The following is a 26,481-nucleotide window of genomic DNA, read 5'->3' as shown; positions in this document are numbered from 1 at the left end:
TTTTTTCAACCGTGAACAATAGAGCTGCAAATTCACAAACTAAACGAAGGTCCCTGCCTTCAGTGAAGGTAAAGGACCCTCGTTTCATAATTCTGCTTGTACAAAAGATCAGAACAGCGCTGAAGGGACCAGCTTCCGTCCTCCTTTAACCAGCGTTGATTCTAGCATATCCCCTTTGATACCGCCAAAGTAGAGCTGCCAGTATACACCGAATCTAATACTTACATCATTCTTGACCAGCTCCGGCGGGGTAACAATCAGCCACTGGAACCGAAGAGCCTTGGAGATTTCAAACACCGGGTCCAGCACGTTGTTCGAGACCATCTCGCCAAATGGATTATCATATAAAAAGACGGTCCAGCCCTTGTTCTCACGGTTCACCCGTTTGTGTGTCATAATCATCATCGCTACCAGTAGCTGAACGGACTGTCGCTGACCACCGCTGCCGACCGCTTCATCCAAGGCCCCCCTGTTGATGACTTCCCAATCGGAATAATGGTATTCCTCAGGAGCAGCATACAGGAAGTAATTCTCTGTAACCGGCTTATACACCTGGAGAACAGGGAAGCGATTCTGGAAGGCGGCATAGACGATCCGGCCGTCGTTAATGATTTCTTTGATTGCGGCAGCCGGTACCTGCTCCATTCTAGGATATTTCTTCAACAGATCCTGGATACAATGATTGAAATAGTCCGTGACCAGCGGTTCTACATCGTCGGTGGCACGCGGCACATTGATATTCTTATAGCTCAGCTTAACCAGTGGAAAAGCATGCTGGTTCTCATTATGAATGATCATCCGCCGCTCCATCCGCTTCATGATATCCACAATCTGAATGACACGCTTGGCCGCCCGACCGACCCACAGCTTGCGGGACAGCTCCATCCCTTCCTTGTCGCTCTGGATACTCTCGATCTGATCACGGGAGCTGCGCAGCATAGAATCCAGAACCTGGCGAGCAATATGAAAATCGTCCCAGTGCACGGTGTTCAGCCGATCCTGAATTTTAGTCTCCAGTTCAGCATTCCACCCGCTCTTGGAGAGTCTGCTGCTCAGTGCGTTCTTCTCCTCTTTGACTCTCTTCGATATCTCTGCCCGTTTGTCTCTGCGCTGCTTGATCTGGAGCAGCCATTGTGATACGAACGTCTCACAGCTCTCCTGAACGCGCTGCTTCACCTCTTCGGGAATGTCGCGCAGGTTCACACGCTCTTCGATATGGGCGTTCATGATTTGGCGCTGATTCGATAAGGTCTGGATCAAACGGTCCGTGCGCTCCAGATTTCGTTTGCATTGACCAAACAGGCGCTCGTTGTCCTGGATGCGCTGGCTGATCTCTTGCTCTTTATAATCCAGCCCCTCCGTCCAGATTTCAATCGGCCGCTCATGCTTCATCTTGATGGCCTTCTCCGCTTTGCTCAGCTCTTTCAGCAGACTATCCGTCACCGTCTGGCAGCGGATATAGTCATCATGGATCTGCTGGTAATCCTCCTCCAGCATCGCCGTATCGGCTTTCTGGCGTACTCTAGCCGCCATGAGGGAATCAGCACTGTCGACCGGCTCAGGCGCGCTGCGCCAGCCGATATCGATCCCGCCGAGCGTAGCTTCCAGCTCGTTCAGATTCTCCCGGGCAGCGGTGATCTGCGCCCCTCGAGTACGGATATCCAGCTCGCTGCGAGAGAGCGATTGCTGAAGAGCTTCCACGGTGCTGAGCAGTTCCAACAGCGTATTCTGTTCCGCAGGGTCTACAGTCTCAGCAGTTGGGGCTGTGTTCTCTGTCAATTGAGGCGCGGGCTGATCAACCGGGAATACAAGCTCCGGGAACCAGTGCTGAAGCCTTGGGAATAGCGAATATCGCGTATCGCCCATCCATTTTTCACGCTGTCCGGCCATGTTCTCTCTTTGTCCGGCAAGCTGGAGAAGCTGCTGATCTCGGGCTGCAAGCTCTCTGACTAGCACCCCCTTCCGATCTACCACTTTCTGCTTCTCCTGACGCGCCTCCTCCTGCGCCCGGGTCCGCTCGATCCAGCTCTGCAGGGCGAGCTGGCGCTGCTGCTGTTCGAGGATAGCTGTAGAGCCTTCCGCAATCTCTCGACTTAGCCGGAGTATTAGATCTTCGTGATCCTGTAGCTCAGCATTCAGCTGCCCAATTTTCTGACGCAGCTCTTGATCCAATAGCGTCAAGGCATCCAGCTTGGTGCGCAGGACCAACGTATTATCGAGTTGGAAGAGTCGTTCATACTCCTGACGAGCAGATCTCAGCTTGGATAGATACGCTTCACCATCCTGCAGCTCCTGCTCTCGTTCTTTGAGCTTAGCGGTGATTCCATTCTTCCAGTTCATAAACCGTTCCGGCTGTAATACCATTTGCGGCCCTTCGCTCGCCAGAAGCATTAAGGCTGGAGAATCCATAGCTGCCATATCCTCACGGATAAATAGTGGTACAGGAGACTTCAGCAGTACTTCCTTCAGCATATCCGGCTGGATCTTCTCCGCTTCGCGCTTGGTGAGGATCAGAGCATAAGGCAGGAGCGGATACCGCTCTAGCTCCTCTTCCCGGGCCAGATAAGGAAGATCATTTAAGTAGCAGCTGCCCGCTACTGACTGGATTTTTAAATTATCCAGCATATCTTTAACGGTCAGAATATCCCCATTGGGCACCCAATACGATTGATTCTGAAGCTCCACATCCAGTAGTTGGTGATAGTAATCCCGGCGCAGGCGCTTGTTCTGCTGCCCTGTCTCCTCGATGCGGTGCAGGAACCTTGCGGTTATGGCTTCTTTCACTTCATATAGCGCTGTAGTTCCAAGCTGGCTATGCTCTTCATACAGTTCCAACAGCACGACAAGCTGTGACCACAGCTGTGATTCCCGCTGATTCTGCGTATCCAGTAGTACACTTAGCTCACCGGTGTCCCGTTCATTGGCAGCAAATTGCTCGGAAAGCCGCGTATGTGTTGTGTGCAGCGTCAAACGTTGTTCTTCGGCTGCTCTGACCTGCTCTTTCAACAATGCGTTCGTCTCTTCCAGTTCCTGTACGGTGGCAAGCGATCGCTGAAGCGCAGGGCCGGGCGCATGAGCAGCTTCCGATCCATACTTGGCGGCAAAGGTACCCATATCCTCGCTATACTTACGGATGGTTGACGTCAGGTCATTGATCATAACATCAAGAGTAGCCAATTCCCGCAGGGATTCATCCCGCTCCTTCCGCAGCGTTTCTTCTTCCCCGGTAAGTGAATGTAGAGAAGCTGCAAAACCACTAAGCGTCTGCTGCCATAAACGGGCAACAACATCCCACTGCTGTCGCAGATTCTCCTTCGTCTCCTGAATTACTTCTTGGCGTTCTTTCATTTCCATGGAGCCTTCAATGGCCTGAATTTCCTTCTGCCACTGCTCTATTTGCGATATCTGGAGCTTACGCTTGGCAAGGGAGTAGGCGATCTCCAGCTTCTTCTCCATTTCTTTGGAGTCAGTAAGCCGGGTGCGTGCACGATTCTGGTGATCGCTCAGCGTGTTGAACTCCGCTTGCTTGGTCTCTAGCTCGTCCTTGCTGCGAAGATACTTGAGATTATCCCCTTCGAAACGAAGCTGGTCCGCCTCTTGATGATGCCCTGCCAGTTCGTCTGCGATCCGGCGGCGCTCCGCCTCCGTACTGTTCAGTTCCTCGTGAATCACGGTGAACATCTGCCGACCCAGCAGCTCCGTCTCCTGTACAGCTTCATCTGCAGCAGTTCCCTGTTCAACCAAGTCATACAGTGGACCGGCCATGCCTAGAAACTCAGTATACGCCTGTTCCCGCTGCTCCAGCATAGGTAGGCGCTGCGCTACCGTTGCCGCATCAATGAACATCCGCTGCAGAGAGTTATCGTCTTCCTTCAACCCTTCGTTCAGGCTGGCACCGATCTCGGGGATGATCAGCTTCTCGAACACGTTGTGGTTCGTGAAGGCATCATGCTTTTTGAAATAACCCTTGATTCCGCCTTCTTCCCCGTTAATTCTACGCATATTGCGCCATTCGGCGATATGTATATCCCTAACCGCCAGGAAATCATAATATCTCTTCATATCCGAGCTGTGACTTCCAAATGGCAGGATCTCATTGCGACGTTCACGAACCAATTGCTGAATGGTCTCAAAGTCTGCCGGTTCGCGAGTGGTCTCATCATAGAGCGGTAAGGTGGAGAGATTCAGCTCAGCACCCTCACCGTATTCCAGCAACGCATATAGCAGATAATCGACCTTGATATCCTGCTGGTCCAGCGAGTTATGCGCCGTCATAGCGATACCAGTCGTGATATATTCGTTGCGTTCGCTGTTATCGAGCCGCCATTCTATCGCCACGTGGAAGGTGTAGGGCTTGAGCTGTTTTTTATGATTATGAAAAAAAGCCTCGACCTGGTTCTCGCTATCTTTTCCCCATGGTGTCTTCGGGATCAGGAGTTGGAAAATGGATTGCAGCAGCACCCCTTTCCCGCCCCCGTTCATCAGCGTGATCAGCGTATTGGCGGGTCCCTCCTCGTTGCACAGATCCAGCACCATATCGTCATACTTCTTGAGCATTTTCTCATATTTAAGTCCGGTTATCCGAATGCGTTCAATCCGTGGCATGGACTTCACCTTCCTTTTCCGCCAAAGTCCGGCCGATCAAGCCTCTTAATTCCTGATAACGATCGACATCATGGTACAGGTAGCGCATTCTCTCATAAAGCTCTTCACGCGGGAAAATCCGTTTCTCCTGTTCGGAGATAAAGACCAGCTTCTCCTCTTCTAGCAGCTTCATCCCTTCATGAATAAGGCCGATCCGCGAATTGGCACCTCTCGACAAGAGATCGCTCTCCTCCTGGCTCTTGGTCTGCATATACAGACTGGACCATACCTTGTGCATGGCCTGGATATCAAGCTGCCACTGGCGGCTGAACCGGCCGTCCTCATCCATCTGAATCCAGGCTTGAAATAACGAGGATACCTGATCGGCAATCTGAATATATGACATGCTGTCCTGTCCCGGCTTGAAGTTCGTCTCGTCCTGATCCATTTCTGCCAGGAAGACTAGGATGATGATATTAATCGTATGTAAATGGGTTTTGCGCTCGATGCGCGAGTATTTATTCTTAAGTTGCGTAAAGTTTGTAGCAAATACCGAACCCAGCGGATTCACCAGCAGGTGAAGTCGATGCCCGGAGTTCATCACCCGGCAGCCCGCTTCTCTCGCTACATATTGGAGTGCGTCATATGAGGCGGTATCCTGCAAGCATTCCGCGGCGGCGGGATCATCGAGGGGCAGTACCTTTTTACGGAGCAGCTCAAAAAACAGCCGTGACGCCTGCTGCACTTGTTCCAGTGAATAACTCATGATGTGCTTCTCACCTTTCTATTCTACAATCGTAATCTCATATGGACTGATATCGAGACCAGGCCAGAACACACGCTGCGACCCTTCCACAGCGATCGACGTCCGCAGCTTTTTACCACGCAGCACCTCTAGATGAGGATTGCCCGTTAACAAACGCGCGATCAACTGCTGACATTCGTCATTCCCACTGCCGCTGTTATCCTCCTGCTCTTGCACTGTAATGTCGGTGTGAAAGAATTGAATCCATAGATCGACCGCATCGGGAGTAGTAGCCCATCTGCGTTGCTCTTCTGCTGTAAATGCCTCCGCCGAGAATGTAAACGTCCCCTGCTCTGCCAAGGTATGAAATACTGGCATCCACAGTTCGGTCACTTCTGCCCAAGGAATGCCTTTGGCAACATACGGTGGAGACAAGTCCTGCTCTTCCTCTTCCAGTTCATCCATCAATAGTTCAGGCATAAAACCAACGTCCTGTTCCTCCCAAGCCCATGGCAGAGGATAAGCAAAATCCTGATTCGGCGCAAACAGACCGGCGATCATCAGCTCCAGACTGTCCCCGGCAGGTAATCCCTCTTCCTTGACCCATTCCTCCCATACATGTGTACGGAAATTGAAGCCCGTCGCGCCCCAGAACAGTTCCGGGAAATTCAGCCGCAGATTCGTCTCCACCTCGAAAATATTGAGAACCATCTCGGCCAGCTCATCATGCACCCGCCTGGACAGCTCCACCCGCTCCGACAAAAGACGAATCTCATTAAAATCGATGACATCCTTCTCATCATTGGCGAGCCGGGCCAAAGAGCGGTGGATGTTGTCAAAGTGCCTGCGCTCCTCATCGAACTGCTGATGAATCTCTTCCAGCCGCTGGTGGCGCGATACCCCGTATTCGCTGAAAATATGCTTCGGATTACGGCGCAGGGCGTTCCGGTATTCCTGTTGCTGCTGCGTCATTTTGCGTACACGAGAGATCAGCTCATTGACATCCTGCAGCGCCCGGGTCACCCGGCCATGCTTGATATGCATCTGAATTTCCAGCAGCTTGATGCTGATCTGGAATTCATCGATAATCTCGTGGCTCATGAAGATCAGCTCCATCGCGTACTCCGAGAGCCGGTAGATCGTCTTCCCGTTCTCCTCCCAGCTACTCCGCGTTGCATCCTCATCCACCGTAAAATATTTATATTTCTGCAGTGTCATCTGCCGCGTCGCATCGTCGTAATACCAGGATTCAAAATCCCCGCCGTTCCCGCTCCACAGCAAACCGTCTACCAGACGTTCCACAGATTCCGTTGTACCTAACAGGGCTATATTAAACCGTTCCAGCGCAGTCCAAGCCAGCGAAATAATATCCTCTTTGGACCGTCTCTCATTAGATTCTAGTTCCAGATAATAGACTTGCAGCAGAACGCTTAGCGCCAGCATCTCTTTATAAGGATGAATCTCCCCAAGGTTCATACCAGCACCCAGATTCCACAAGGGATTCAGCCGTTTATTCCGCTCACCAAAATCAGACCAGTTCATCGTTCAGCCAACCTCGCCATCACTTCGTAGTTTAAGATTTCCTGAGGCACTCTCAGATTTTTTGCTAGCAATCGTTCCTCTCTTGTAACAAGTTCTCTGTCTGTTAGTATACGAAGAAAAGAATACACCCGCTCTATCCTTGCCCAGTTCTCTTCTGTCTGAGTTTCAGGATGTTTGTCGTAGAAATGAAGATCGAGTAACTCTTGCATTCTCAGCATAGCAGACGTACTCCAGCTACCTGATGCAGGAGCGTTTTCGTTTAACCAATAAGCAGTATGTATAAAAGGTGATTTATAGGTTTTCTGACTTGATTTGATGGGTGTTAAAAATCCTTCGGACACCAGCTCTTCAATAGCCGTCGCTAGTACACTGAACCCATTGTTACGTTCGTAATCGAATCGGTACGTATAAACAATCCTAATGATTTCTTCTTCAAACCATTTTAAAGTCACTCTATGTTTTGGGTGCGATTCCTACCAAATCTCTCCTCTAGCAAATCCATCAGTTCCATCAGCCTCCAAAAAAATAACATAAACCCATATCCGCCCCTCGAAGGGGAGCAATATGGGTTGGAGATTGCAGCATACCTCTTAGCATACGGGAATGTATGTTTCTATTATAGCATAATTGAGTATTACTGCTCTATAGAACACATTAAAATAACAAACAAAGCCAGGAAAAAGAGAGTTTACATTACTGATTCCCGAAGTGAAATTAACGGCATTTTTGTACCCTAATTCGTCTGCAGTTACGAGTTAGTAGGAATTAAAGGCAATATTGTACCTTAATTCTTCCAAAACAGGTCTTTCTGCATATTTTCCCTAAAATAAGGTACGATAATGCTCTTATTTCCCTTATTTATCTTTATTCAAGAAAAATAAGGTACAAAAATGCTCTTAGTTGAGGTGATGGACCAATTTCACTGTAAGAAGACTGGGAAAGGGGATGAGGAATTTGCATCCTTACGCCCTAACCTCACCAGAATACCACCTAGTCTTCTGTTTGAATTTTAATTTCACATAATAGAATTAGTATTTATGATTCAACAAGTAATGGAGGTTGTCTTTGACGGTAGGCCATTCTGAATCGAGAATGCTATAGATGACATTGTCCAGCACGGTACCGTTGGAGCGAAGACGGTGATTACGCAGTACGCCCTCTCTAACCCCGCCGATCCGTTCAACAGCACGCTGGGACCTTTGATTATTGCCGATCACTGAGAATTGCACGCGGACCAGTGCCAGTTCTTCGAAGCAGTGCTGAAGAAGCAGGAACTTGGACTCGGTGTTGACCCTTGTACGCCAGTAGTCAGGAGCGATCCAGGTGCAACCAATCTCCGCATTCCGGTGATTCATGTCCAAGTGATGAACACGGGTCGTGCCGATGATTTGATCAGTAGCCCTATCGAAGATAGTATAAGGAGCCTCTGTGCCATTTTCTTTGTTCGTGAGTGCGGTTAATAGTAATTGGTCAATCTGCTCAGGCGTAGTGACTTGCCTCCAGGTATACTCCCAGATTGAAGGACTTGCCAATACAGCAGCCAGCCCGGCAGTGTGACTTTTTTCCATTGGAACAAGTCGTATAGCTTCGCCTGACAGTTCATCAAGGTGTGTAGGCCACATGTGAATCCAACGCTCCCTTTGGTAGGATGATAGAACTTGAGAAAATGGTCTTCCAAGACCAAGTATGCTTTACCAAAGGGGGGGAAATCAACTAGTTTTTTATTCTACAATTTCCCTGCCAGAACGCTGGAATTTCACCTTGGGAAATGATGCATTCTGACCGCTGATCAGGGCTTCGTCCGCCCCTTCCAATTCCTTGTTGAAGAAGTCCAAAACGTAACGATTCACGATATCTGCCCCGTGTTTTTCGCTAACGTTACCCGTAATACCGTGGTATCGAAGTAGCGGAGAGAATAGCTGGGCATCGGTGAAATATATCATCTCGAATAAACGCATAACCACATTCTCTCTGATCGTTCTTAACTATAGCGCAGCATTTACTGCCCACTAAGCTTATGGTAATAGTTCAAATTTAAAAATGAAGTTGTAGTACAAAAAAACTCTCATGATCCTTAGTTCACAACTCTGTATGAAAAATGCTGAAATCGTGCATTCAAGTAAAAAAAGAAGCCCATTTCGGGCTTCTCGCTTCTCTACACAATATGCTGGTTAGACTCCGCTTACGATTCCAACTTCACGAATGCAGGCGATAATCTCCCCAACCTCTTCCACCCGGCTGGCGATGTGATCCGCACCGGCACTGCTAAGCTCTTCTTCTGAACCATATCCGAACAGGACGCCAATAGATTCCACACCGCAGCCTATGGCCCCGATAATATCATGCTTCCGGTCGCCGATCATCACTGCCTGCTCTGGAGCGATATCATTCTGATCCAGAACGTATTGGATCACTTCTTGCTTCTTGGAACGCGTTCCGTCCAGATTACTTCCTACGACATGCTTGAAGTAAGAGGCAAGTCCGTAATGCTCGATAATCTGCTCAGCAAACACAGTCGGTTTGGAGGTAGCAACATACAGACGATATCCCTGCTCCTTCAATCCCTCCAGCAATTCAGGGATACCTGGAATAACGGCGTTCTCGAATTTGCCAATGGTGCTGTAGCGCTCACGGTAGAGTTCAACGGCACGGCGAGCCTTGTCCTCCGAGAAACCGTTCAATTCGATAAAAGAATCGTATAATGGCGGTCCAATGTAAGGAAGCAACGTATCCAGGTCCTCTACTTGATGATCTAGTTGGTTCAAGGCATAGGCTACACTTTTCGTGATTCCCTCTTTCGGATCGGTTAACGTACCATCCAGATCAAACAAAATACTTTGCAATGTTCTGCTCACACCTTCAAACTCCCTCCGAAATAGACAACGAATATTACTTCTCTTTGATTACCAGTGCTTCTCGATAAAGGTGTCACGGCCGGATTGCTCCCGGTCCTCCTTGTAATGCTTGGGGTTCTTCTTATGATAATCCTGGTGATACTCCTCCGCACGGTAGAAGACCGGTGCTGGCAGAATCTCTGTCACAATGGGTCCTTCGAATCGCCCGCTGGCTGCTACATTTACCTTGGAAGCTTCAGCCGCCAAGCGTTGTTCCTCATTATAATAGAAAACCGCTGTCCGGTACTGGGAACCACGGTCCTGAAATTGACCGCCATCATCAGTAGGATCGATCTGTGGCCAGAACAGCTCAAGCAGCCTTTCATATGGAAATAATGCGGGGTCGAACGTAATTTGTACAACCTCGTAATGGCCTGTCTCTCCTGTCTTGACCTCTTCGTAAGTAGGATTAACTGTCTGTCCGCCAGCGTATCCCGAGACGATACCGTGAATGCCCGGCAACTCTTCAAAAGGGGTGACCATGCACCAAAAACATCCTCCAGCAAACATAGCTTGTTCCATCATTATAAGTCCTCTCTCTATCCAGTCATGTATCTACTTATATTAAAGACACAATTAACTGCCGAGGTCAATATGGATCAAGCTACATGCTGGACGCCTTACATAGACTAGGCCTCTGTCGGTTGACTAGAAAGATTCTCGATGTCGGTGGAGCCAAAGAAAAATAGTCCAAACAATATGAAAAAAATAACCCACATCCCAAAATCCGGACCAACAGTTTCGCCCATTATTCACCTGCTCCTTTGCTTGTAATTAGCTCGCCATCGTCTTGATCTCTTCTAGCCTTTTTGGCTCTTCTGTGTAAAAGCCTGAAGTACCTCGTCGATCGTCATATCACCATTGTCGTTAAGAAACTTTACCATATTGTCCACATTGGTGTTCTTAATCAGCGTTTTATATTTACCAGTCAGCCCGACAAGCAGCGTAGCTTGCTTGAATATAGTTACCGAATCGACATTCAGCTTCCCGGTTAAGAGTAAGGCTGCAACAATGATCTCCAAGTTCTTACCACCATTAAGGAGTGCCTGAATGGAACGTTCTGCACTTGCTCCATTCTTTGATCTGTTAGATGAAACCGTTGTTTTTTTGTTCCTTCCAGGGGAAGCCATAGTAATCCTCCCGCCTCTTTAATGAATGTGAAATGCTGATTCTCCATTTGTTATTCTATTCCGGTAAAGAGGTTTCGGTTACTGGGCTTATACAATGAACAGGCCGCGAATTATCGCGGCCTGCTGAATACGTGCTAACATGGATATGAAATCATAAATTCTTCTAGGATCTCGCATTAGATGAGCTATAAATATCCTTCGCCAACTTCATCGCCTTAAAGCCTTCTTCACCATCGATCCAGAATTTCCGATTCTCACGGATGTGGTTATAGAAATCCTCGATCAACCGGAAATGTCCAGTGCCCCAATAGGATTTAGCTCCTGCGGATTTGGCTGATGGTTCACAGAGGAGTGTCTCCTGTTCATCCTTCCAGAGATACAGGCAATCCCTGCGTTGCAGCAGCGTTCCGTGCTCGAAGACCACTTCCAGCTCTACTGGTGAATTAACCAGATAAGCATTCGTTCCGTAGAAAAGCCCTCTGGCTTCATTACTGAAATCAATGCACGCATGTGCGGTGTCTTCAACCTCAATTACGCCGTCCAGGACATCTGTTGTCACACTTCCCCGTACCGAGCGAATTTCGCCTCCGAACCATTGCAGAAGATCTAGAGTATGAATGGTCTGATTCATGAGGACCCCTCCGCCCTCTGTGGCCCAGCGACCTCTCCAGCTGCTGGATTGGTAATAGGCTTCATCCCGGTGCCAAGTAACGACGCCTTTCAGGCAGACCAGCCGCCCCAGTTCACCGGATTCGATAATTTGCTTGATACGCACGGATGGGTCATTGTAGCGATTCTGGAACACTACGCCCAGCTGCCCTGTACTGCTGGCTGCTGCCTCAAGCAGGCGGTGAGCCGCATCCAGACTATCAGCCAGAGGCTTTTCAGTCAGTACATGCTTACCGGCTCGGAGCAGCTCTATCGCCATCTCCGCATGCAAGTAGTGCGGGGTACACAGATGAACTACATCAATATCGTCGTTGTCGATGATGGTTCGATAATCATCGATTGCCAAACAGTTGTATTCACGTCCGGCCTGTTCGGCCTTGGATAGATCATTATCTACAACGGCAAGAAGCTCTACGTTCTGCAGCCCGGCTAAACCTTGAGCATGCAGAGGAAAGATGGCACCACAGCCAATAATCGCTGCGCCAAGCTTTTTCGTATTTTGCATGGTTCGCTCTTCCTTCCGCGCTGCCTGCGCTAACGTAATTGGTCCGGCGTCAGATTGACTGCCTGGTCCTGAGCAACGAGACACAGTTCTGCTGCCTTGAAGGCATGTTCCTGAGTCATGGCGAGCTCAGTCCGGTTCAGAACATCCAGGATCAGCTCGCCGAAGAAAGGAAAGCCGACCTTGCCTGCGACATGCTCGTAATGCTCGCCCTTCGCATCCGCCCAGAAGACGTGATCCCCGCTGTTAGCGCGGCTCAGATCGGTGTATTTGCGCAATTCAATATATCCTTCTGTCCCGAGGATCATCGTTCGTCCATCACCCCAAGTGCCAAGGCCCTCCGGGGTGAACCAGTCTACACGGAAATACTGGGTAGCACCGTTATCGCCAACAAGCGTTGCATCGCCGAAGTCTTCCAGCTCGGGGTAGTCGGCATGATTGTAATTGCCCACTTTACTGTGCAACACTTTGGCAGACTGGCAGCCGGCATAATACAGGAACTGCTCAATTTGGTGGCTACCAATGTCGCAGAGAATCCCCCCATACTGCTGCCGCTTGAAGAACCAATCTGGACGGCTTGGCGCATTGAGACGATGCGGCCCCATACCTATAACTTGAAGCACCCGACCAATGCGTCCTTCGCGGATCAGCTGCCCGGCATAAACTGCGCTTTCCACATGCAGCCGTTCACTGAAGTAGACCATGTATTTCTGCCGGGTCCGTTCCTCCTGAACCCGGGCAGCTGCCAGTTGATCTAGTGTCGTGAACGGTGTCTTATCTGTAAAGTAGTCCTTGCCGTGCGCCATGACCTTCATGCCGAGCGCAGCGCGCTCCGAAGGGATCGCAGCGGCCGCAACGAGATGAACCGCAGCATCATCCAGAATTTCTTCCGCTGATCGGGCAGCCCTTACCCCTGGGTAGGTCTCCATGAAGACCTTCACTTTAGCAGGATCAGGATCATACACCCATTTCAGCTGTGCCCCAGCTTCGATTAGACCGTTGCACATCCCGTAGATATGACCGTGATCCAGCGCTATTGCTGCAATCACGAATTCTCCGGACTGCACCACCGGCTTGGCCGCGTGGCGAGGGGCATAATTCATCCCGTCCTTGCGGTTCATTTGGACCCTCCCTGAAGGTAGCTTCGCAAGTAATCCAGGCTAATCGTCACACTCTCAAAAGGATCACGCCGACACGCATCCTGCTCGACTACATACCATTCCACACCCGTCTCACGACAGGCTTCAATAATCCCCTTATAATTCATGTTTCCTTCACCCAATTCGGCAAAAGTCTGCCTTCTCTCTACGATGGCCATATCCTTAAGATGAACAACGCCCATCCGTCCTTTTACTTTGTGTGTCCATTCGATTGGATCGCCACCGCCCGCCTGCACCCAATACAGGTCCAATTCAAGCCCGAAATGCTCCGCATCAGACTCGTTCAGCAGGATATCCATTCCTGTGACACCATCCACCCGTTCAAATTCAAAATCATGATTATGATAAATAAATTGCAGGCCGTATTCTTCCTTCAGACGACGGGCAATCTCCGAGGCCTTCCGTGCAAATGTCCGATAACCTTCCTGACTGGTACGATAATGATCCGGGAGCCCGCCAAGACCTATATATTTACAATCCCACAACTGATGTTCGCGAGCCAGCGCGTCAAGATCATTCTCCAAGCGGTCCCAAGAAACATGGGTGGCACAGATTTTCAAGCCAGCCTCGTCAGCGTATTCCTTCACTTTTACCGGGTCAATCGGTCCGATACCTGATACTTGGACAGCAGTATAGCCGATGGCCGCCACTTTCTGAAAAGTTGTTCTGAGCTCATCCGGTGTTTGGGTGAAATCTCTTAAGGTATACATTTGCAATGCGATATTGGAATGTTGCATAGGGAATCATCTCCTGAATGATAGTAGATTAGTGGGTGCCTTTGACATCAAGAGTCTTATTGCCGGCTGCTGCTTTTTGAAAAGTAGAGCTTTCAATCTTCTCAGTCAGCTTCTCATGGAACAGCTCAGCATCGATCGGCAACTCCACCCAATTGTCGGTCCAAGAAGATAAATACATCGCATTGGAAAGCGTCAGGCCGCGGATGCCTTCTTCTCCCGGAGCCAGCAATGGCTCATCGTGCAGGATCGCACGGGTGAAATTCCGCAGAATGCCATTGTGCTGTTCACCGCCGCCCGGCTCCACCGGAATCTCACATTTCCAGCTTTCCGGCGCGCCGAAGCCCTCTTCGTACTCCGCATTGAATTTCGGCTCTGGGGTGCGTAACCGCCAAAAGGTCAGGCTGCCGTTCTCGACCACTATTTTCCCATTGTCACCTGTAATTTCGAAACGGTTCGTTCCCGGTGCTTCTCCGGTTGTCGTGATGAACAGACCCGTAGCCCCGTTCTCATACTCCACATAAGCGGTTACATCATCTTCAACCTCAATGTCCCGGTACTTGCCGAAATGACAGAACGCACGCACACGCTTCGGCATCATGCCGGTCGTCCATTGCCACAGATCAAGCTGGTGCGGGTCCTGATTCAGCAGTACACCGCCGCCTTCCCCACCCCAAGTTGCCCGCCAGCCACCGGAGTTATAGTAACTCTGCGTCCTATACCAGTCTGTGATGATCCAGTTGGTGCGTCGGATCTCACCAAGCTCACCAGACTGAATCAGGTCTCTCAGCTTTTGGTATAGCGGGTTCGTACGCTGGTTATACATAATGCCGAATTTCAACTCGGGATGAGATGCAGCCGTCTCGTTCATTTCTTGCACAGCCTTGGTGTAAACGCCTGCCGGCTTCTCAATCAAGGTATGGTATCCTGCGTTAAGCGCCTCAATTGCCAGCGTCGGGTGGTCGTAATGCGGTGTCGCAATGAGTACAGCATCCACAGTCTTCGCTGCAAACAGTTCCGCAGGACTGCTATACCGCTTCACAGTTTCCGGTAAATGTTCTCCGGCCCACTCCAGACGTTCCGGGCTAATATCGCAGACTGCAGCCAGCTCCGCGCCCTTGATCTCACTCAATAGATTAATCGCATGAGCCCGGCCCATATTCCCTACTCCAATAATTCCATAACGTACGGTTGGCATAGTGGATCACTTCCCTGTTCATAAGTATGACTTGAGAATATAACGACTGACGGAAAGTGAACATGCCAGGAATTAAGATTGTTTTGTAAATAAATAAGATACATTAGATAAATCCACAATAATCGCTATAATGGATTTAGAACGCTTCACAAGGAGCCCTGATGATGAATACCCCTCCCAATCTTACAAGTGGTATGCTGGAAAATTTGACAGTCAACGTATCCTATGCCCAAGTCAGCACCAAATATCCCGGTTGGAACCGGACCAATGAGACACCCTCCTTTGGCCGGTTCTATTACATAGACAAGGGCGAGGGCAAGGTGGTACTTAACGGAATGACCTACTACCCGAAGCCTGGGCAGTTAATGATTATGCCGGCAGGTACAACTCAGACCACGGATACTTCTCGTGACAATCCATACACCCGTTATTACTGTCATTTCGATGCCCGCATCGGGGAATGGCCGCTGTTCCATGCCGCAGGCAAGCTGTACATCAGCGATGCACCGGACCGGGACGCTGTGCGAAAGATTTTTTCCGAGATGATCGACAATTTTCACCGGAACGATTTCTTCTCCAAAATGCGTACCCAGGCTTCGCTGATGAATCTCCTGGCCCTATGTCTGGAATCTGGCGGGTACCAGGACTTCATGAAGGAATTCATTCAGACCGGGGATCAGGGCAAGCTGGCCAATGTTCTTAATTTTATTGATGAACGCCTGAATTGGCCGCTGGAGGTTGAAGATCTTGCCGAGCTTGTGCATTTGCATCCGAATTACTTTATTCCTTATTTCAAAAAATTCGTCGGGGTCCCTCCCATGCAGTATGTTCAGCTCAAACGGATAGAGTATGCCAAGCGGCTTCTCTCCTATTCGGACTCCAGTATCTCCAGCGTTGCCGAGCAGGTTGGGATGGAGCTGGCGCATTTCTCCAAAAGCTTCAAGAAGAATACGGGAGTCTCTCCCTCCGCTTACCGGATCAGTACCAAATAAGCACAATAACTTATCACATGACAAGGAGCGATTCTTATGGGCAAGCTGGCAATACATCCTACACTGGCAGAAAAAGTAGTGGTGATTACAGGCGGGGCGGGTGTCTTGTGCCGTACGATGGCACTTGAACTGGCGCGGCAAGGCGCGAAGGTGGCCATTCTTAACCGTACTTTAGAGAAAGGCGAGGCTCTGCAGGTCGAGATTGAAGCGGCAGGCGGGCAGGCTTACGCAATTGCTTGTGATGTAACGGACAAGAATAGCGTAGCCAGTGCCGCTAATGAGGTGCAGCAGCGCTGGGGTCCTTGCGATCTGCTGATCAACGGTGCCGGTGGCAATGATGCCTCGGCCAATACTACGAAAGAGAGCTATGAGCCCGGGGATCTGGATAATCCTGACGTGCATTCATTCTTCGATCTCAGTGTTCCGGGTTTTCGGCAAGTGCTTGATCTCAATCTGATCGGAACTCTGATTCCTACCCAGATTTTTGCCACTCAGATGCTTGGACGACAAGGTGCTGCTGTCATCAATATCTCATCGATGAGCGCTGAATCCTCGTTGACCAAGGTACCAGCTTATAGCGCCGCCAAGGCGGGCATCAACAATTTCACGAGTTGGCTGGCTGTCCATCTCGCAGACGCGGGCATCCGCGTGAACGCGATCGCCCCCGGCTTTTTTCTGACCAAACAGAATGAGAAGCTGCTGATCCGCGAAGACGGAGAGCTAACAGAGCGCTCGCAGAAAATTATTGCCCATACCCCAATGCGTCGCTTCGGTCAGCCGGAGGACCTGCTCGGCACACTGCTTTGGCTCGCCGATGAAGAGACCTCTGGCTTTATTACGGGAATTACGGTTCCTGTAGACGGCGGATTTATGGCTTATTCGGGTGTATAAAACTGGAAAACAGGAGGAGTTGGCGCGAACAATTAACGACTCAATCGTTGTAGCAGAATGGCTGCCAGCTCTTCTGCCGTGTCCCAGAGCAATAGACGTATCTCGCTTGGAAGAAGTGGACCATGCTCATGATGAACACTTTTCATCGTCCAGAGCACCGGAATGTCCTGTCCAAGAGCATACCCTGCTCCCAAATAGACCTCTGGTGAATGAGTTGTCACATCCGCGATGATCAGCTTGCTTGCGGCGATGGTGTCCAGGGCATAGGTTTCACGGCGGTCTTGCTCCGCTGCATTGAATACTTGCGGGCTGTACCCGCATTGTTCAATTCGGGGCAGCACATGAGTCGACCACTCTTCGAGCAGCACCGGATCGGCCGACAGCAGGACACAGCATGGCTTAAGCCTTCTTCCACCTGCTCTTGCGGCAGCTTCCGCCCAGCCTTTGTCCGTCAGCTTGAAGCTCATCCCTTCGCGCACCAACAGCTCTTCGCCAGCGAGTTTATCTATAATATAGACCAGTTCCTGTAGGTTCGGCGAGTAGGTTATATTATAGCTGTTGGCCAACGGTTGGATAACCACCGCTTCGCCTGCCGCCTCTGAATGTCTGTACAGATATTGCAGGAAGCGCGCTCCCTTCTCCTCGATGGTGGCCGGAATGTCCGGTGAGTTGGCGATCGACTCCAGCTCCCCGGCGGCCAGCACCACTTGATTTCCCCGATCAATCTGCTCCCGAATATATGCCGACAAAATGGGGAAAAGCTGCCGCTTGTCCTGATGGGACAATGCATTAACGGTTTCATAGCTGCCACGGAGCAAACGGTAAGAATCCCCCGGAGCACAATGGCAGTCAATAAATTTATCATAATCCCCACTGGTTTCCAATGGAACGATTTGATCACAGAATAAGCATTGCTTTTTCGCCATAACTGTTATCAGCTCCTGTTAGAATTTGAGCGCAGGCTTCTTCTAAATAGGATTTGCATAATGGAGCGGATTTATAAAACATTTTTTGTGAAAATGGCTCACTGTCAATATCAGGTGTTTGCAAAAATAACCTCATCAAAACAACCGGTTCACGCAGCATACACGGATTTTCGTGGTCAATTTTTCCAAATCGAGATAAAATAGTATTACACTATTCCTAGGAGGCCGTTCATGTTTGATATTGAAAGCATTAAAAAGATGATTCCTCATAGATATCCATTTCTGCTGGTCGATAGAATCTTGGAAATTGATGAAGGAAAGAGAGCTGTTGGACTTAAAAATGTGTCCGTCAATGAACCTTATTTTCTTGGTCATTTTCCCGACTATCCCGTTATGCCTGGCGTCTTAATTGTAGAAGCATTGGCACAGGTCGGTGGGATCGTAATGTCTAATGGAGTGAGCGATGAGCATAAAATAGGCTTATTGACGGGCATTGATAATTGTCGCTTCAAACGGCAAGTAAAGCCAGGTGACCACCTCCTGCTCGAATTCGATGTAACTCGCATCAAAGGAAAGATCGTCAAAGGTAAAGGTGTAGCTACGGTTAACAATGAACTCGTTTGTGAAGCAGAAATTATGTTTGCTTTTAGCTCAATTTAGTTTTAAATAGCAAAAACATCTACACTGAGGCGGGAAGCCGTTCACAGGCCATGGTTTTTACCCTCATATTCCGCCTCATGACACACTCTTGTCCTTGGCTGACGGTAGGTTTGTGCAAGCTCCCTTTCAGGACTTTCACCTTAGAGATGATGCCCGTGCTGGGCATCTAAGTAAAAGCTGCTCCGATAAGTTTCGGTAGCAGCTTTTTAGTTTCTAGAGGCCCATCTGAGACAGCGTTTAAAAAAGGCTTCTTCCTCTGACAGTGCAAAATCTGTCTCTCTGATCTTATCTATTGTATTTTCCACCATCACTCCCCCTCGTTCTAAAGGTAAGACGCAGTTCACCGGAAAAACGATTTATTTTTTCAATTATACCTTTTCCCCTCAACACAAAAGAGACTGCCCCTTCTACGAAACTGAAAGGACAATCTCTTCTTTTCAAAAATTACTTATGAAACAGCTGTTCAGCATCATCAAGTGCCATACTTTGGCCAATGGAGGAATAATCCAACCACTTTTGCCCGTCCAGCATATAGACATGATTGTTTTTAACAGCCTTTAAATTTTTCCAGACCGGATTTTTCTCCAGCTCTTCGAAATTGCTCTTGGCTTCGTTTCCTTTACTAATGATCACAAAGATCGCATCGGCATCAAAATCTGGGAGCACTTCCTTAGAAATTACCTGGTATGGATCGCTAGCTGGGATTTTCTCTACACCATCTGCCATCTTCAGCTTCAAATCCTCGAACATGATCGGTCCCAGCGGACGTTTTGTCCCCATCACACGAAGTTCTTTCGCCGTCATTCGGATAGCCATTACCTTCGCGTTCTCACCCAACTGTTCCTTAATCAATCCACTGACCCGCTCGGCCTTGGCGTCGTAATCCTGAATGAAATCTTGGGCTTCCTTCTCGCGTCCAACATGCTCAGCAATCCGTGAGAGATGATCACGCCAGGTTCCACTATCCATATCAATGGTCAGCGTTGGGGCGATTTTCTCGAACTTGGGCAAATCCTCGCCGGAATAGACTTTATCAATATAGATTACATCCGGTTTTAACCCTAGTACCGCTTCCATATCCGGATCTGTTACCACCCCGAGCTTGGTCACACCTTCCAGTCGATCAGCCACATGGGGCAGGAAATCTTTCAGATCACCACCGATTACTGAGCCAGCAGGAGTAATGCCCAGCGCTAGTAGATTGTTGGTGATGTGAATGGACATGGAGGCGATTTTGGCATCTGGACTATGTGTCGGTGAAGCCGATTCCGATTGCGCTGAATCCGAAGTGACTTCGGAATTTGCTGTTGCTGTGCTTGTCGCTTCGTTAGACTTTCCACAGGCAGCTAACACTGCGAGCAACATCATTGAGATTATAGCTAAAGTGAGTTTTTTCATGTTGATTCATTTCCTCCAGAACGTTCAATCTTTTATTTTGTTTTAAACAATAAATACAGAAAATAAGGGCCGCCGATTGCGGCAACCACCACACCTGCCGGAATGGCATTAGGGCGAAAAATCGATCGTCCGATCGTATCTGCTGTAACCAGAATGACCAGGCCGATAAGCGCTGCTACCGGAAGAAAATTGCGATGCTGTGGACCAACCAGACGTCTCGCAATATGGGGAGCGACCAGACCAATAAATCCGATCCCACCCGCAACCGACACACTGGCGCAAGAGAGTGCAACAGCCATGCCCAGCAAGGATAGCCGTTCTCGGGTAACATGACTGCCCACGCTGTAGGCGGTTTCGTCGCCAAGCACGAAGAGATCCAGCGCTTTGGAGCGACTATAGATTAACGGAACAAGTACAGCAATCCATGGCAGAAGCGCACCTACATGTATCCAATCCCTACCCCAGACACTTCCTGCTAACCAGCGCGCTGTGAAGGCATAGGTCTTATCATCCAGCTTCAAGGATAGTAAAAGTGTAACGGCACTAATCCCGGCGGCTACAGCAATCCCAACTAAGATGAGGCGAATCGGCATTAATCCTCTGTAGCGGTCATACGCGAACAGGAAAATAATTAGCGCGCTCACCGTCCCCCCAACAAAGGTAAACAGCGGAATCAAAAGGGCAACAGGCCCTTCCATTGTCCGAAAGAAAGAGACGAAGATGATCAGTCCCAACGCTGCCCCAGTATTAATTCCGAGAATGCCTGGATCGGCAAGTGTATTACGTGTCGTGCCCTGAAATACCGCACCCGCGATCCCGAGTCCGATTCCAGCCAGCATCGTTACGATAATCCGCGGCAAACGGTAGTCAAATAAAATCATTTGTTCATCACTAGTGCCATAGCCTAGCAGCGTCTTCCACACAGTTAGCGGGGTTAAGGAAGCAGTTCCTGTGTTAAGACTAATCATAGTAATGATTATAGCAAGCAGCAGCAGAATACTACTTACAAAAAGTGCGCGTTTGTTCCTTTTTGTCTCCACAGCTGTTATATTAGATTCCACGCTAGAGGTCTCTCCTCTCTCTACGGGCCAGGTAAAGGAAGAACGGGACCCCAACCATCGCTACCATTGCACCTATGGCGAACTCTTGCGGCGGATTCACCATTCGTGAGGCAAAGTCAGCCCAGACAAGCAATATCGCTCCGAGTAGGGCTGAGAATGGAATCAATAAACGATAATCCACTCCCATTGCACGACGGGCGATATGCGGCACAACCAAACCTACGAAGCTTATAGAACCAGCTACAGCTACGGATGAACCGGCCAGAATTACAGCAGCAATCAGCCCCAGGATACGAATTCTGTTCGTATGTATTCCCAGATTAGCGGCGGTTTCGTCTCCGAGCGACATAAAGGTAATTGGCCGCCCCATACTAATCGCCCATAGGATAGTTATCAAGACTATCGGTGTCAGGATGCGCAAATGCTCCCAATTCACTCCCGCCACACCGCCGGCATACCAAAAGGCCAAATCCTGGCTCAATTCGAAATAAATCGCGACACCTGTGCTCAGTGAATGAAGAATCGCAGCAACAACGGCCCCGGCGATGGTTAGTCTTAGGGAGGTCAGTCCGCCCCGGGTTGAGGAACCAAGCAGCACGATGAATAAAGTGGTCATAGCTGCACCCATGAATGAAAAGATAATGAGTCCCCAATAGGAGAGTCCTGGCATAAAAGCAAAACAGAGACATACCGCAAAGGCGGAGCCTGCGTTGACACCGAGGATGCCGCTATCTGCCAGCGGATTGCGCGTTACACCCTGCATTATTGCGCCCGCCACAGCAAAAGCCATCCCCGTTACAACCGCACCAAGAACCCGGGGAAGTCGCAGTTCATGCACAATTTGATGATTGGTTAGCGAAGGATCATATTGAAAGACGGCCAACCATACGGTGTCCAGTGTCATTCCCTTGGCGCCAAAGGAAATCGCCAGAAAGATCGTAAGCAATAATCCTGCTATTGCGGTGATAAACCATAGAAACTTAAAGATACTTCGATTTAATCTCATAGGACTGCGCTACGAAAGCCTCCCCCTCACCTAATGATCATGAGAATCATTATCACTTAATTATTATATCTGACTTCCCAGATAGGTACATGCCAATATCCAAGATCGGAACATGGACTTTTTTTAGATTTCTGCAAGGCTCGCAGAGCGGCTCAGCAATGAAGCAGCTTCCTCCAACTGCTGGTTAATGACACAAGGAGCATAGATCATCCACTTTTCCCAGTCGATAAAATAGACCCGTCTGCTTCTGACCGCGGCATGCCGCTTCCAGACCGGATTCGTTTTCTGTAGTTCAAGGACTCGGCGCTTGTCCCCTTCCGTCTCCACCGCAAAAAATAAAAAATCAGATTCATACTCCCCTAGCTCATCAGGGGATATCGCAGTCCAGCTATGTACCGTGCCGATGTCATGCCTTTCCATCTCTTTTCGAATTCTCTCAGGAGGCGTGAGCTGCAAGGAGCGGTAGAAGACATGTCCGATATTCCTTGCCCCGTATATACGCAGCTCAGACTCACGGCAGACGCATATCGCTACAGTGCCCTCACCAACGATAGAGCGGAGCGATTTGCGGTATTTTTCAGCCTTCTGTTCATGATTATGTAGCCACCGTACCGCTTCTGCCTCCCTATTAACCAGTTCTGCAATGATCATTAGATGAGCGTACACATCCTGGCTTGCCCACGGAATGGCTATAATCGGGGCGACATCATTGATGTGTTCCCGAGCTTTGGACAGTACGTTATCCTTACACAAGATCAGATCCGGCTGCTCGGATAGAAAAACTTCCCGGCTAATTCCCCATGGATCTCTGGCATGCTCAGGGAGTGTGAGACCTTTAGTGCTCGAGGGAAGATGACGATGCAATTGAGCTGCACTTGGAATTAAGCCAAGCGTGAATAAATGATCTGTATAAGGCGATGAGAGCGAAATGACTTTTTTGTCCTTGTTCTTTGTGAAAGCCCTTGGCGAATAACCGCTGGACTCTTTAAATCGTCTACTGAAATAGAACTCATCCTTATACCCGACATCCACAGCGATATCCCGAATGGTCTTGTCAGATTGAAGCAGCATTTCTTTGGCTTTATTCATCCGAAGATGCGTAAGGAAAACCACCGGGGACTTATCCATAGCCTGCTTGAATACCTGGGAGTAATAAGACGGATGCAGCTCGGCCATCTCTGCCAGCTTGTCAATCCGAATATCTTCACGGTAATGATTCTGCAAATAATCGAGCGTCAGCTTCAACCGGATATCCATATCGTTGGGAGCTTGAGGCTCAGCATACCGTAATATTCCATCCAGCATATCGTGCAAGTACTGTTGACTTATAAAAGGATTCCGATCGTTCACAAGCTTTCCTTCCGCAACCATGAGGTAAAAGAGTCTCTTGAACTGGCTACCGCCGACTGAGATGTGGCCTTGAAGCGGGAATTCAAGCTCTCGAATATATTCTCTGCGACGCATGTCCCTTTCCATTAATCGATAGATATCAAAAGCAATCCAGTAGAATTGCAGTTCTTCCCCTATATTGCTAGCTGTAAGCTGCAAACGGGTTCCCGGCCGATACAAGTGCAAAGAGTTGCGTTCCAACTGGTGCTGCTGACCATCAACGTACAATTGACCTTTACCGCGTGCGATGTATAAAAGCGTATGATGAGCCAATGGTTCGCTCTTCGCCCAGGCCGGTACTGAAGAATCTTGGCGTGCTTCCACGATTTCGTAGAGTACACCTTGGAGAAATTGATTTGCCTTGACCGGTGTTAGCATAGCCTGCGGGCTCCCTTCTCTCTAGAAAAAAACACTACCCATTTGGGCAGTGTTTGTGTAATAACTATTTAACAAAGATAATGATAATCAGTATCAATTATAGTCAATGTTTAGTTTCCTGTCTAGCGTGATGCTACCCTGGATTTATTCCTGTTGTTTAGAAAATTTTAATAAATGGCATATAGAATAAGAGTATTCCAAAGATTACATAAGAAAGAGGAGAATATATGTTCAAATCCAAGCTAATGATCGCTTCACTCGCCTTAAGTACGATGCTGGGCGTAATCTCTCTGCCTGCTGCCCATTCAAACACTGCTGCTTCTAAAGCTGCTGTAGATCATATCGTGATCGTGGTTGAAGAGAATCATTCCTCACAAAAGATTTTAAATAACCCGGCGGCTCCATACATGAACAGCTTGGTCAAGCAAGGATTGAGTCTTACGAATCATTATGCGATCGAACATCCGAGCCAGCCCAATTATTTGGACTTGTTTTCGGGTTCCAATCAAGGTATAACCGATGACCGGTCCCATCCTCCTACAGCCCACGCTAATTTAGCTTCTGAGCTCCTTCGTAATGGTTATACATTCGGAGGCTATTCAGAAGGTCTGCCTAAAATAGGGTACACAGGTCCCTATGATCTGAAGACCAAGTACGCGAGAAAGCATAATCCGTGGGTCAATTTCTCCAATGTTCCAGCCAGCGTCAACTTGCCTTTATCCAGCTTTCCCAAGGATTTCAATAACTTACCTACCGTTTCTTTTGTCATTCCAAACCTGGATAATGATATGCACGACGGCAGTATTAAAACAGCAGATCTGTGGCTAAAGACGCATCTGTCCTCTTATGCTACCTGGGCCACTACCCACAATAGCCTGCTTATTGTAACTTGGGATGAGGATGATATGAGCCAACATAACAAAATACCGACAATCATTGTGGGAGCCAATGTCAAAAAAGGCGCATACTCGGTAAAGACGAATCATTTCTCATTGCTGCGTACGATTGAAGAAGTCTACGGGCTGAGCGCCCTTGGAAAAAGCAAAGACGCGAAGCCTATCGACATCTGGAAATAATCTCCTTACCGCTTCAGCTGCAGACCAGCCGTGAAGAAGAGCCGATAAATCAGCACACTGAGCAGTATGCTGGTAATCGCAGCAGAGGCGGTAAAAGAGAATACGATTAGAATCTGATAGCGGACGGCAATGATAGGATCCGTCCCGGCAATAATCATTCCGGTCATCATCCCGGGCAGCTGTACAAGGCCTACCGTCTTCATCCCGTCAATCGTTGGAATCATACTGAATTTCACAGAGCTTGCCCGGACCTTCTGCATCGCCTGCTGGGCGGTTGCGCCAAGAGATAACAGGGTCTCGATCTCTCCCTTGTTCGACTGAACCTCCTGCTTGATATGATTAATGAACAGTCCGGAGACAACCATAGCACTCCCGATCGTCATTCCGCTGATGGGAATAATATATTGAGGGGTTGCCTTAATGATATGCAGACCAAGCAGAATCCCCATCATCAGCACCTCCGAAACTGAAATCGCCAAGGCAATCCTCCAGAAGAGTCCTGGCAAGCCCTTTCCCCGCTTGGCGGCATTCCATGAGGCTACAGCAATCATAAAGAGAATTATCAGGATTATGTATATAACATGATCGGCATTAAAAATAAACTGCAGCACATAGCCAACGACCAGTAGCTGAACCGCTGACCGTACAGTTCCAACAGCAATGTCCTTTTCCAGGCCAAGCTTTTGCCAGATCGAGATCATCATGGTGCCCATGACAAAGAGCAGTGTGAAGCTGAGTGCGGTTAAGGTCATGGCTGGAGCCTTCCTTCCATGGGCCCAACAAATCTTCTCGCCAAGTCCGCCACTGGTTCATTAAAAAAAGATTCACTGCTGTATTCCTGAAGCCCACCCTTGTCCATTACCCATGTTCGATTACTGATTCTACGAGCTTGCTCTAGATCATGAGTGACCCAGATGAAGGTTGTCCCTTGTTCCTCATGCCATTTCAGCAGCAGCGCTTCCACCTTCTGTGTACTGTTCATATCCAGTGAAGCTGTGATCTCATCCAGCAAAAGAATCTCAGGCCTGAGCAGCAGCGAACGAATCAGGGAAATCCGTTGCTTCTCTCCGCCTGAACAATCCTCCGCTACTTTACCAAGATCCAGGTAATCAAGTCCAAGCTGCTCCAGAAGCTCGGTGGCAAGGGAAACATCATAAGGCTGCCCATGCAGCTTGCTTACCGTGCGCAAATTATCCTCAATACTACCTGGAAGCATAACCGCTTGTTGGGCCACATAGGTAACAGCCATTCTCCATTGCCGGGCATGAATATGTTGATAGGACTTACCGTTGACCAGCAGATCCCCTTCATCCGGCGTGTCCAGTAGCGCCATGATTCGCAGCAGCGTACTTTTCCCCTGTCCAGAAGCACCAATCAATGCAATCCTGGTCGGCTCGGCGATCTCCGCAGAGATCTGTGAGAATAAATACTTGTTCCGATTGTTAGCATCTGTCGACCAATTCAATTTGGCCAAGTGATGGATTTGAAAAATTGCACTCACGTCGATTCCTCCAAAACATAGGACTAATCAGTTCTCGTTATTACT

At 49.0% G+C, this 26,481-nt stretch carries 25 protein-coding genes; 4 read left to right on the top strand and 21 right to left on the bottom strand.

Translation table 11 applies throughout. The features are described from left to right. Positions 1-108: 108 nt before the first annotated feature. From ACFORK_RS09120 to ACFORK_RS09060, 13 genes are all read right to left on the bottom strand, one after another. A complete protein-coding gene (locus ACFORK_RS09120) occupies positions 109-4,605 on the bottom strand; it encodes a coiled-coil domain-containing protein (protein WP_379197890.1) in 4,497 nt (1,498 codons plus the stop codon). Further along, complete coding sequence (locus ACFORK_RS09115) at positions 4,592-5,350, bottom strand: DUF6063 family protein (protein ID WP_379197888.1); 759 nt, start codon at positions 5,348-5,350, stop codon at positions 4,592-4,594. The genes ACFORK_RS09120 and ACFORK_RS09115 overlap by 14 nt, the downstream gene beginning before the upstream one ends. An 18-nt stretch (positions 5,351-5,368) precedes the next feature. Further along, the gene (locus ACFORK_RS09110; RefSeq protein WP_379197886.1) at positions 5,369-6,871 is read right to left on the bottom strand and encodes a hypothetical protein; all 1,503 of its coding nucleotides are present in this window, start codon (positions 6,869-6,871) and stop codon (positions 5,369-5,371) included. Then, the gene (locus ACFORK_RS09105) at positions 6,868-7,323 is read right to left on the bottom strand and encodes a hypothetical protein (protein WP_379197885.1); all 456 of its coding nucleotides are present in this window, start codon (positions 7,321-7,323) and stop codon (positions 6,868-6,870) included. Before ACFORK_RS09105 ends, ACFORK_RS09110 begins: the two co-directional genes overlap by 4 nt. A gap of 576 nt (positions 7,324-7,899) precedes the next feature. Then, the gene (locus ACFORK_RS09100; RefSeq protein WP_379197883.1) at positions 7,900-8,493 is read right to left on the bottom strand and encodes a GNAT family N-acetyltransferase; all 594 of its coding nucleotides are present in this window, start codon (positions 8,491-8,493) and stop codon (positions 7,900-7,902) included. A 99-nt stretch (positions 8,494-8,592) separates the two neighbouring features. Beyond that, positions 8,593-8,814, bottom strand: a complete 222-nt coding sequence (locus ACFORK_RS09095; protein WP_379197881.1) for a hypothetical protein — start codon at positions 8,812-8,814, stop codon at positions 8,593-8,595. A 228-nt stretch (positions 8,815-9,042) separates the two neighbouring features. Beyond that, positions 9,043-9,726, bottom strand: a complete 684-nt coding sequence (locus ACFORK_RS09090) for an HAD family hydrolase (RefSeq protein ID WP_379197879.1) — start codon at positions 9,724-9,726, stop codon at positions 9,043-9,045. A 48-nt stretch (positions 9,727-9,774) separates the two neighbouring features. Further along, on the bottom strand, positions 9,775-10,287 hold the full coding sequence (msrA, locus tag ACFORK_RS09085) for a peptide-methionine (S)-S-oxide reductase MsrA (RefSeq protein WP_379198566.1): 513 nt from the start codon (positions 10,285-10,287) through the stop codon (positions 9,775-9,777). 278 nt (positions 10,288-10,565) lie between these two features. Beyond that, positions 10,566-10,895, bottom strand: coding sequence for a hypothetical protein (locus tag ACFORK_RS09080; RefSeq protein WP_379197877.1), 330 nt, complete (start codon positions 10,893-10,895; stop codon positions 10,566-10,568). Between the two features lie 163 nt (positions 10,896-11,058). Continuing rightward, a complete protein-coding gene (locus ACFORK_RS09075) occupies positions 11,059-12,069 on the bottom strand; it encodes a Gfo/Idh/MocA family protein (protein ID WP_379197875.1) in 1,011 nt (336 codons plus the stop codon). A gap of 29 nt (positions 12,070-12,098) precedes the next feature. After that, on the bottom strand, positions 12,099-13,187 hold the full coding sequence (locus ACFORK_RS09070; protein ID WP_379197873.1) for a Gfo/Idh/MocA family protein: 1,089 nt from the start codon (positions 13,185-13,187) through the stop codon (positions 12,099-12,101). Then, positions 13,184-13,963, bottom strand: coding sequence for a sugar phosphate isomerase/epimerase family protein (locus ACFORK_RS09065; protein WP_379197871.1), 780 nt, complete (start codon positions 13,961-13,963; stop codon positions 13,184-13,186). Before ACFORK_RS09065 ends, ACFORK_RS09070 begins: the two co-directional genes overlap by 4 nt. A 28-nt stretch (positions 13,964-13,991) precedes the next feature. Beyond that, entirely contained in the window at positions 13,992-15,158 is a 1,167-nt protein-coding gene (locus ACFORK_RS09060; RefSeq protein WP_379197869.1) for a Gfo/Idh/MocA family protein, read from the bottom strand. A 161-nt stretch (positions 15,159-15,319) separates the two neighbouring features. Here ACFORK_RS09060 and ACFORK_RS09055 point away from each other — a divergent pair, with 161 nt between their 5' ends. Next, positions 15,320-16,150 (top strand): AraC family transcriptional regulator, encoded by an 831-nt coding sequence (locus ACFORK_RS09055; RefSeq protein ID WP_379197867.1) that lies wholly within the window; start codon positions 15,320-15,322, stop codon positions 16,148-16,150. A 36-nt stretch (positions 16,151-16,186) separates the two neighbouring features. Next, positions 16,187-17,041 (top strand): SDR family oxidoreductase, encoded by an 855-nt coding sequence (locus ACFORK_RS09050; RefSeq protein WP_379197865.1) that lies wholly within the window; start codon positions 16,187-16,189, stop codon positions 17,039-17,041. A gap of 32 nt (positions 17,042-17,073) precedes the next feature. Here ACFORK_RS09050 and ACFORK_RS09045 read toward each other — a convergent pair whose 3' ends face one another. Next, positions 17,074-17,967, bottom strand: a complete 894-nt coding sequence (locus ACFORK_RS09045) for a hypothetical protein (RefSeq protein WP_379197863.1) — start codon at positions 17,965-17,967, stop codon at positions 17,074-17,076. After that, the gene (locus tag ACFORK_RS09040; RefSeq protein ID WP_379197861.1) at positions 17,939-18,127 is read right to left on the bottom strand and encodes a hypothetical protein; all 189 of its coding nucleotides are present in this window, start codon (positions 18,125-18,127) and stop codon (positions 17,939-17,941) included. The genes ACFORK_RS09045 and ACFORK_RS09040 overlap by 29 nt, the downstream gene beginning before the upstream one ends. Positions 18,128-18,198: 71 nt before the next feature. Here ACFORK_RS09040 and fabZ point away from each other — a divergent pair, with 71 nt between their 5' ends. Next, positions 18,199-18,627 (top strand): 3-hydroxyacyl-ACP dehydratase FabZ, encoded by a 429-nt coding sequence (fabZ, locus tag ACFORK_RS09035; RefSeq protein ID WP_379197859.1) that lies wholly within the window; start codon positions 18,199-18,201, stop codon positions 18,625-18,627. 444 nt (positions 18,628-19,071) lie between these two features. Here the strand turns inward: fabZ and ACFORK_RS09030 are convergent, their stop codons facing one another. From ACFORK_RS09030 to ACFORK_RS09015, 4 genes are all read right to left on the bottom strand, one after another. Further along, positions 19,072-20,025, bottom strand: a complete 954-nt coding sequence (locus tag ACFORK_RS09030) for an ABC transporter substrate-binding protein (RefSeq protein ID WP_379197857.1) — start codon at positions 20,023-20,025, stop codon at positions 19,072-19,074. Positions 20,026-20,057: 32 nt separating this feature from the next. Further along, complete coding sequence (locus ACFORK_RS09025; protein ID WP_379197855.1) at positions 20,058-21,086, bottom strand: FecCD family ABC transporter permease; 1,029 nt, start codon at positions 21,084-21,086, stop codon at positions 20,058-20,060. 1 nt (position 21,087) lies between these two features. Next, positions 21,088-22,092: a FecCD family ABC transporter permease gene (locus ACFORK_RS09020; RefSeq protein ID WP_379197853.1), complete on the bottom strand. Its 1,005-nt coding sequence runs from the start codon at positions 22,090-22,092 to the stop codon at positions 21,088-21,090. A gap of 123 nt (positions 22,093-22,215) precedes the next feature. Then, positions 22,216-23,859 carry a helix-turn-helix domain-containing protein gene (locus ACFORK_RS09015; protein ID WP_379197851.1) on the bottom strand — a complete coding sequence of 548 codons (1,644 nt, stop codon included), beginning with the start codon at positions 23,857-23,859 and terminating at the stop codon, positions 22,216-22,218. Between the two features lie 227 nt (positions 23,860-24,086). Between ACFORK_RS09015 and ACFORK_RS09010 the strand changes: the two genes are divergently transcribed. After that, positions 24,087-24,935: an alkaline phosphatase family protein gene (locus tag ACFORK_RS09010; RefSeq protein ID WP_379197849.1), complete on the top strand. Its 849-nt coding sequence runs from the start codon at positions 24,087-24,089 to the stop codon at positions 24,933-24,935. A 5-nt stretch (positions 24,936-24,940) separates the two neighbouring features. On the opposite strand, the gene ACFORK_RS09005 is transcribed toward ACFORK_RS09010, so the two are convergent. Together ACFORK_RS09005 and ACFORK_RS09000 are read right to left on the bottom strand one after the other, a co-directional pair. After that, positions 24,941-25,687 (bottom strand): ABC transporter permease, encoded by a 747-nt coding sequence (locus ACFORK_RS09005; RefSeq protein WP_379197847.1) that lies wholly within the window; start codon positions 25,685-25,687, stop codon positions 24,941-24,943. Then, positions 25,684-26,436: an ABC transporter ATP-binding protein gene (locus tag ACFORK_RS09000; protein WP_379197845.1), complete on the bottom strand. Its 753-nt coding sequence runs from the start codon at positions 26,434-26,436 to the stop codon at positions 25,684-25,686. The genes ACFORK_RS09005 and ACFORK_RS09000 overlap by 4 nt, the downstream gene beginning before the upstream one ends. Positions 26,437-26,481: the final 45 nt, after the last annotated feature.

The organism is Paenibacillus sp. GCM10012306 (genome assembly GCF_042649265.1).
GTDB lineage: Bacteria > Bacillota > Bacilli > Paenibacillales > Paenibacillaceae > Paenibacillus_AQ.
The sequence above is the reverse complement of the archived record's forward strand: the minus strand, read 5'-3'. Positions and strand labels throughout refer to the sequence as shown.

Excerpts from the sequence above, each read along its gene's own strand:
- ACFORK_RS09115 (WP_379197888.1), bottom strand. The coding sequence starts at position 5,350 with ATGAGTTATTCACTGGAACAAGTGCAGCAGGCGTCACGGCTGTTTTTT.
- ACFORK_RS09110 (WP_379197886.1), bottom strand. The coding sequence starts at position 6,871 with ATGAACTGGTCTGATTTTGGTGAGCGGAATAAACGGCTGAATCCCTTG.
- ACFORK_RS09100 (WP_379197883.1), bottom strand. The coding sequence starts at position 8,493 with ATGTGGCCTACACACCTTGATGAACTGTCAGGCGAAGCTATACGACTT.
- ACFORK_RS09055 (WP_379197867.1), top strand. The coding sequence starts at position 15,320 with ATGATGAATACCCCTCCCAATCTTACAAGTGGTATGCTGGAAAATTTG.
- ACFORK_RS09030 (WP_379197857.1), bottom strand. The coding sequence starts at position 20,025 with ATGAAAAAACTCACTTTAGCTATAATCTCAATGATGTTGCTCGCAGTG.
- fabZ (WP_379197859.1), top strand. The coding sequence starts at position 18,199 with ATGTTTGATATTGAAAGCATTAAAAAGATGATTCCTCATAGATATCCA.
- ACFORK_RS09065 (WP_379197871.1), bottom strand. The coding sequence starts at position 13,963 with ATGCAACATTCCAATATCGCATTGCAAATGTATACCTTAAGAGATTTC.
- msrA (WP_379198566.1), bottom strand. The coding sequence starts at position 10,287 with ATGGAACAAGCTATGTTTGCTGGAGGATGTTTTTGGTGCATGGTCACC.
- ACFORK_RS09060 (WP_379197869.1), bottom strand. The coding sequence starts at position 15,158 with ATGCCAACCGTACGTTATGGAATTATTGGAGTAGGGAATATGGGCCGG.
- ACFORK_RS09050 (WP_379197865.1), top strand. The coding sequence starts at position 16,187 with ATGGGCAAGCTGGCAATACATCCTACACTGGCAGAAAAAGTAGTGGTG.
- ACFORK_RS09040 (WP_379197861.1), bottom strand. The coding sequence starts at position 18,127 with ATGCTGCGTGAACCGGTTGTTTTGATGAGGTTATTTTTGCAAACACCT.
- ACFORK_RS09075 (WP_379197875.1), bottom strand. The coding sequence starts at position 12,069 with ATGCAAAATACGAAAAAGCTTGGCGCAGCGATTATTGGCTGTGGTGCC.
- ACFORK_RS09010 (WP_379197849.1), top strand. The coding sequence starts at position 24,087 with ATGTTCAAATCCAAGCTAATGATCGCTTCACTCGCCTTAAGTACGATG.
- ACFORK_RS09015 (WP_379197851.1), bottom strand. The coding sequence starts at position 23,859 with ATGCTAACACCGGTCAAGGCAAATCAATTTCTCCAAGGTGTACTCTAC.
- ACFORK_RS09045 (WP_379197863.1), bottom strand. The coding sequence starts at position 17,967 with ATGGCGAAAAAGCAATGCTTATTCTGTGATCAAATCGTTCCATTGGAA.
- ACFORK_RS09005 (WP_379197847.1), bottom strand. The coding sequence starts at position 25,687 with ATGACCTTAACCGCACTCAGCTTCACACTGCTCTTTGTCATGGGCACC.
- ACFORK_RS09095 (WP_379197881.1), bottom strand. The coding sequence starts at position 8,814 with ATGATATATTTCACCGATGCCCAGCTATTCTCTCCGCTACTTCGATAC.
- ACFORK_RS09120 (WP_379197890.1), bottom strand. The coding sequence starts at position 4,605 with ATGCCACGGATTGAACGCATTCGGATAACCGGACTTAAATATGAGAAA.
- ACFORK_RS09070 (WP_379197873.1), bottom strand. The coding sequence starts at position 13,187 with ATGAACCGCAAGGACGGGATGAATTATGCCCCTCGCCACGCGGCCAAG.
- ACFORK_RS09020 (WP_379197853.1), bottom strand. The coding sequence starts at position 22,092 with ATGAGATTAAATCGAAGTATCTTTAAGTTTCTATGGTTTATCACCGCA.
- ACFORK_RS09080 (WP_379197877.1), bottom strand. The coding sequence starts at position 10,895 with ATGGCTTCCCCTGGAAGGAACAAAAAAACAACGGTTTCATCTAACAGA.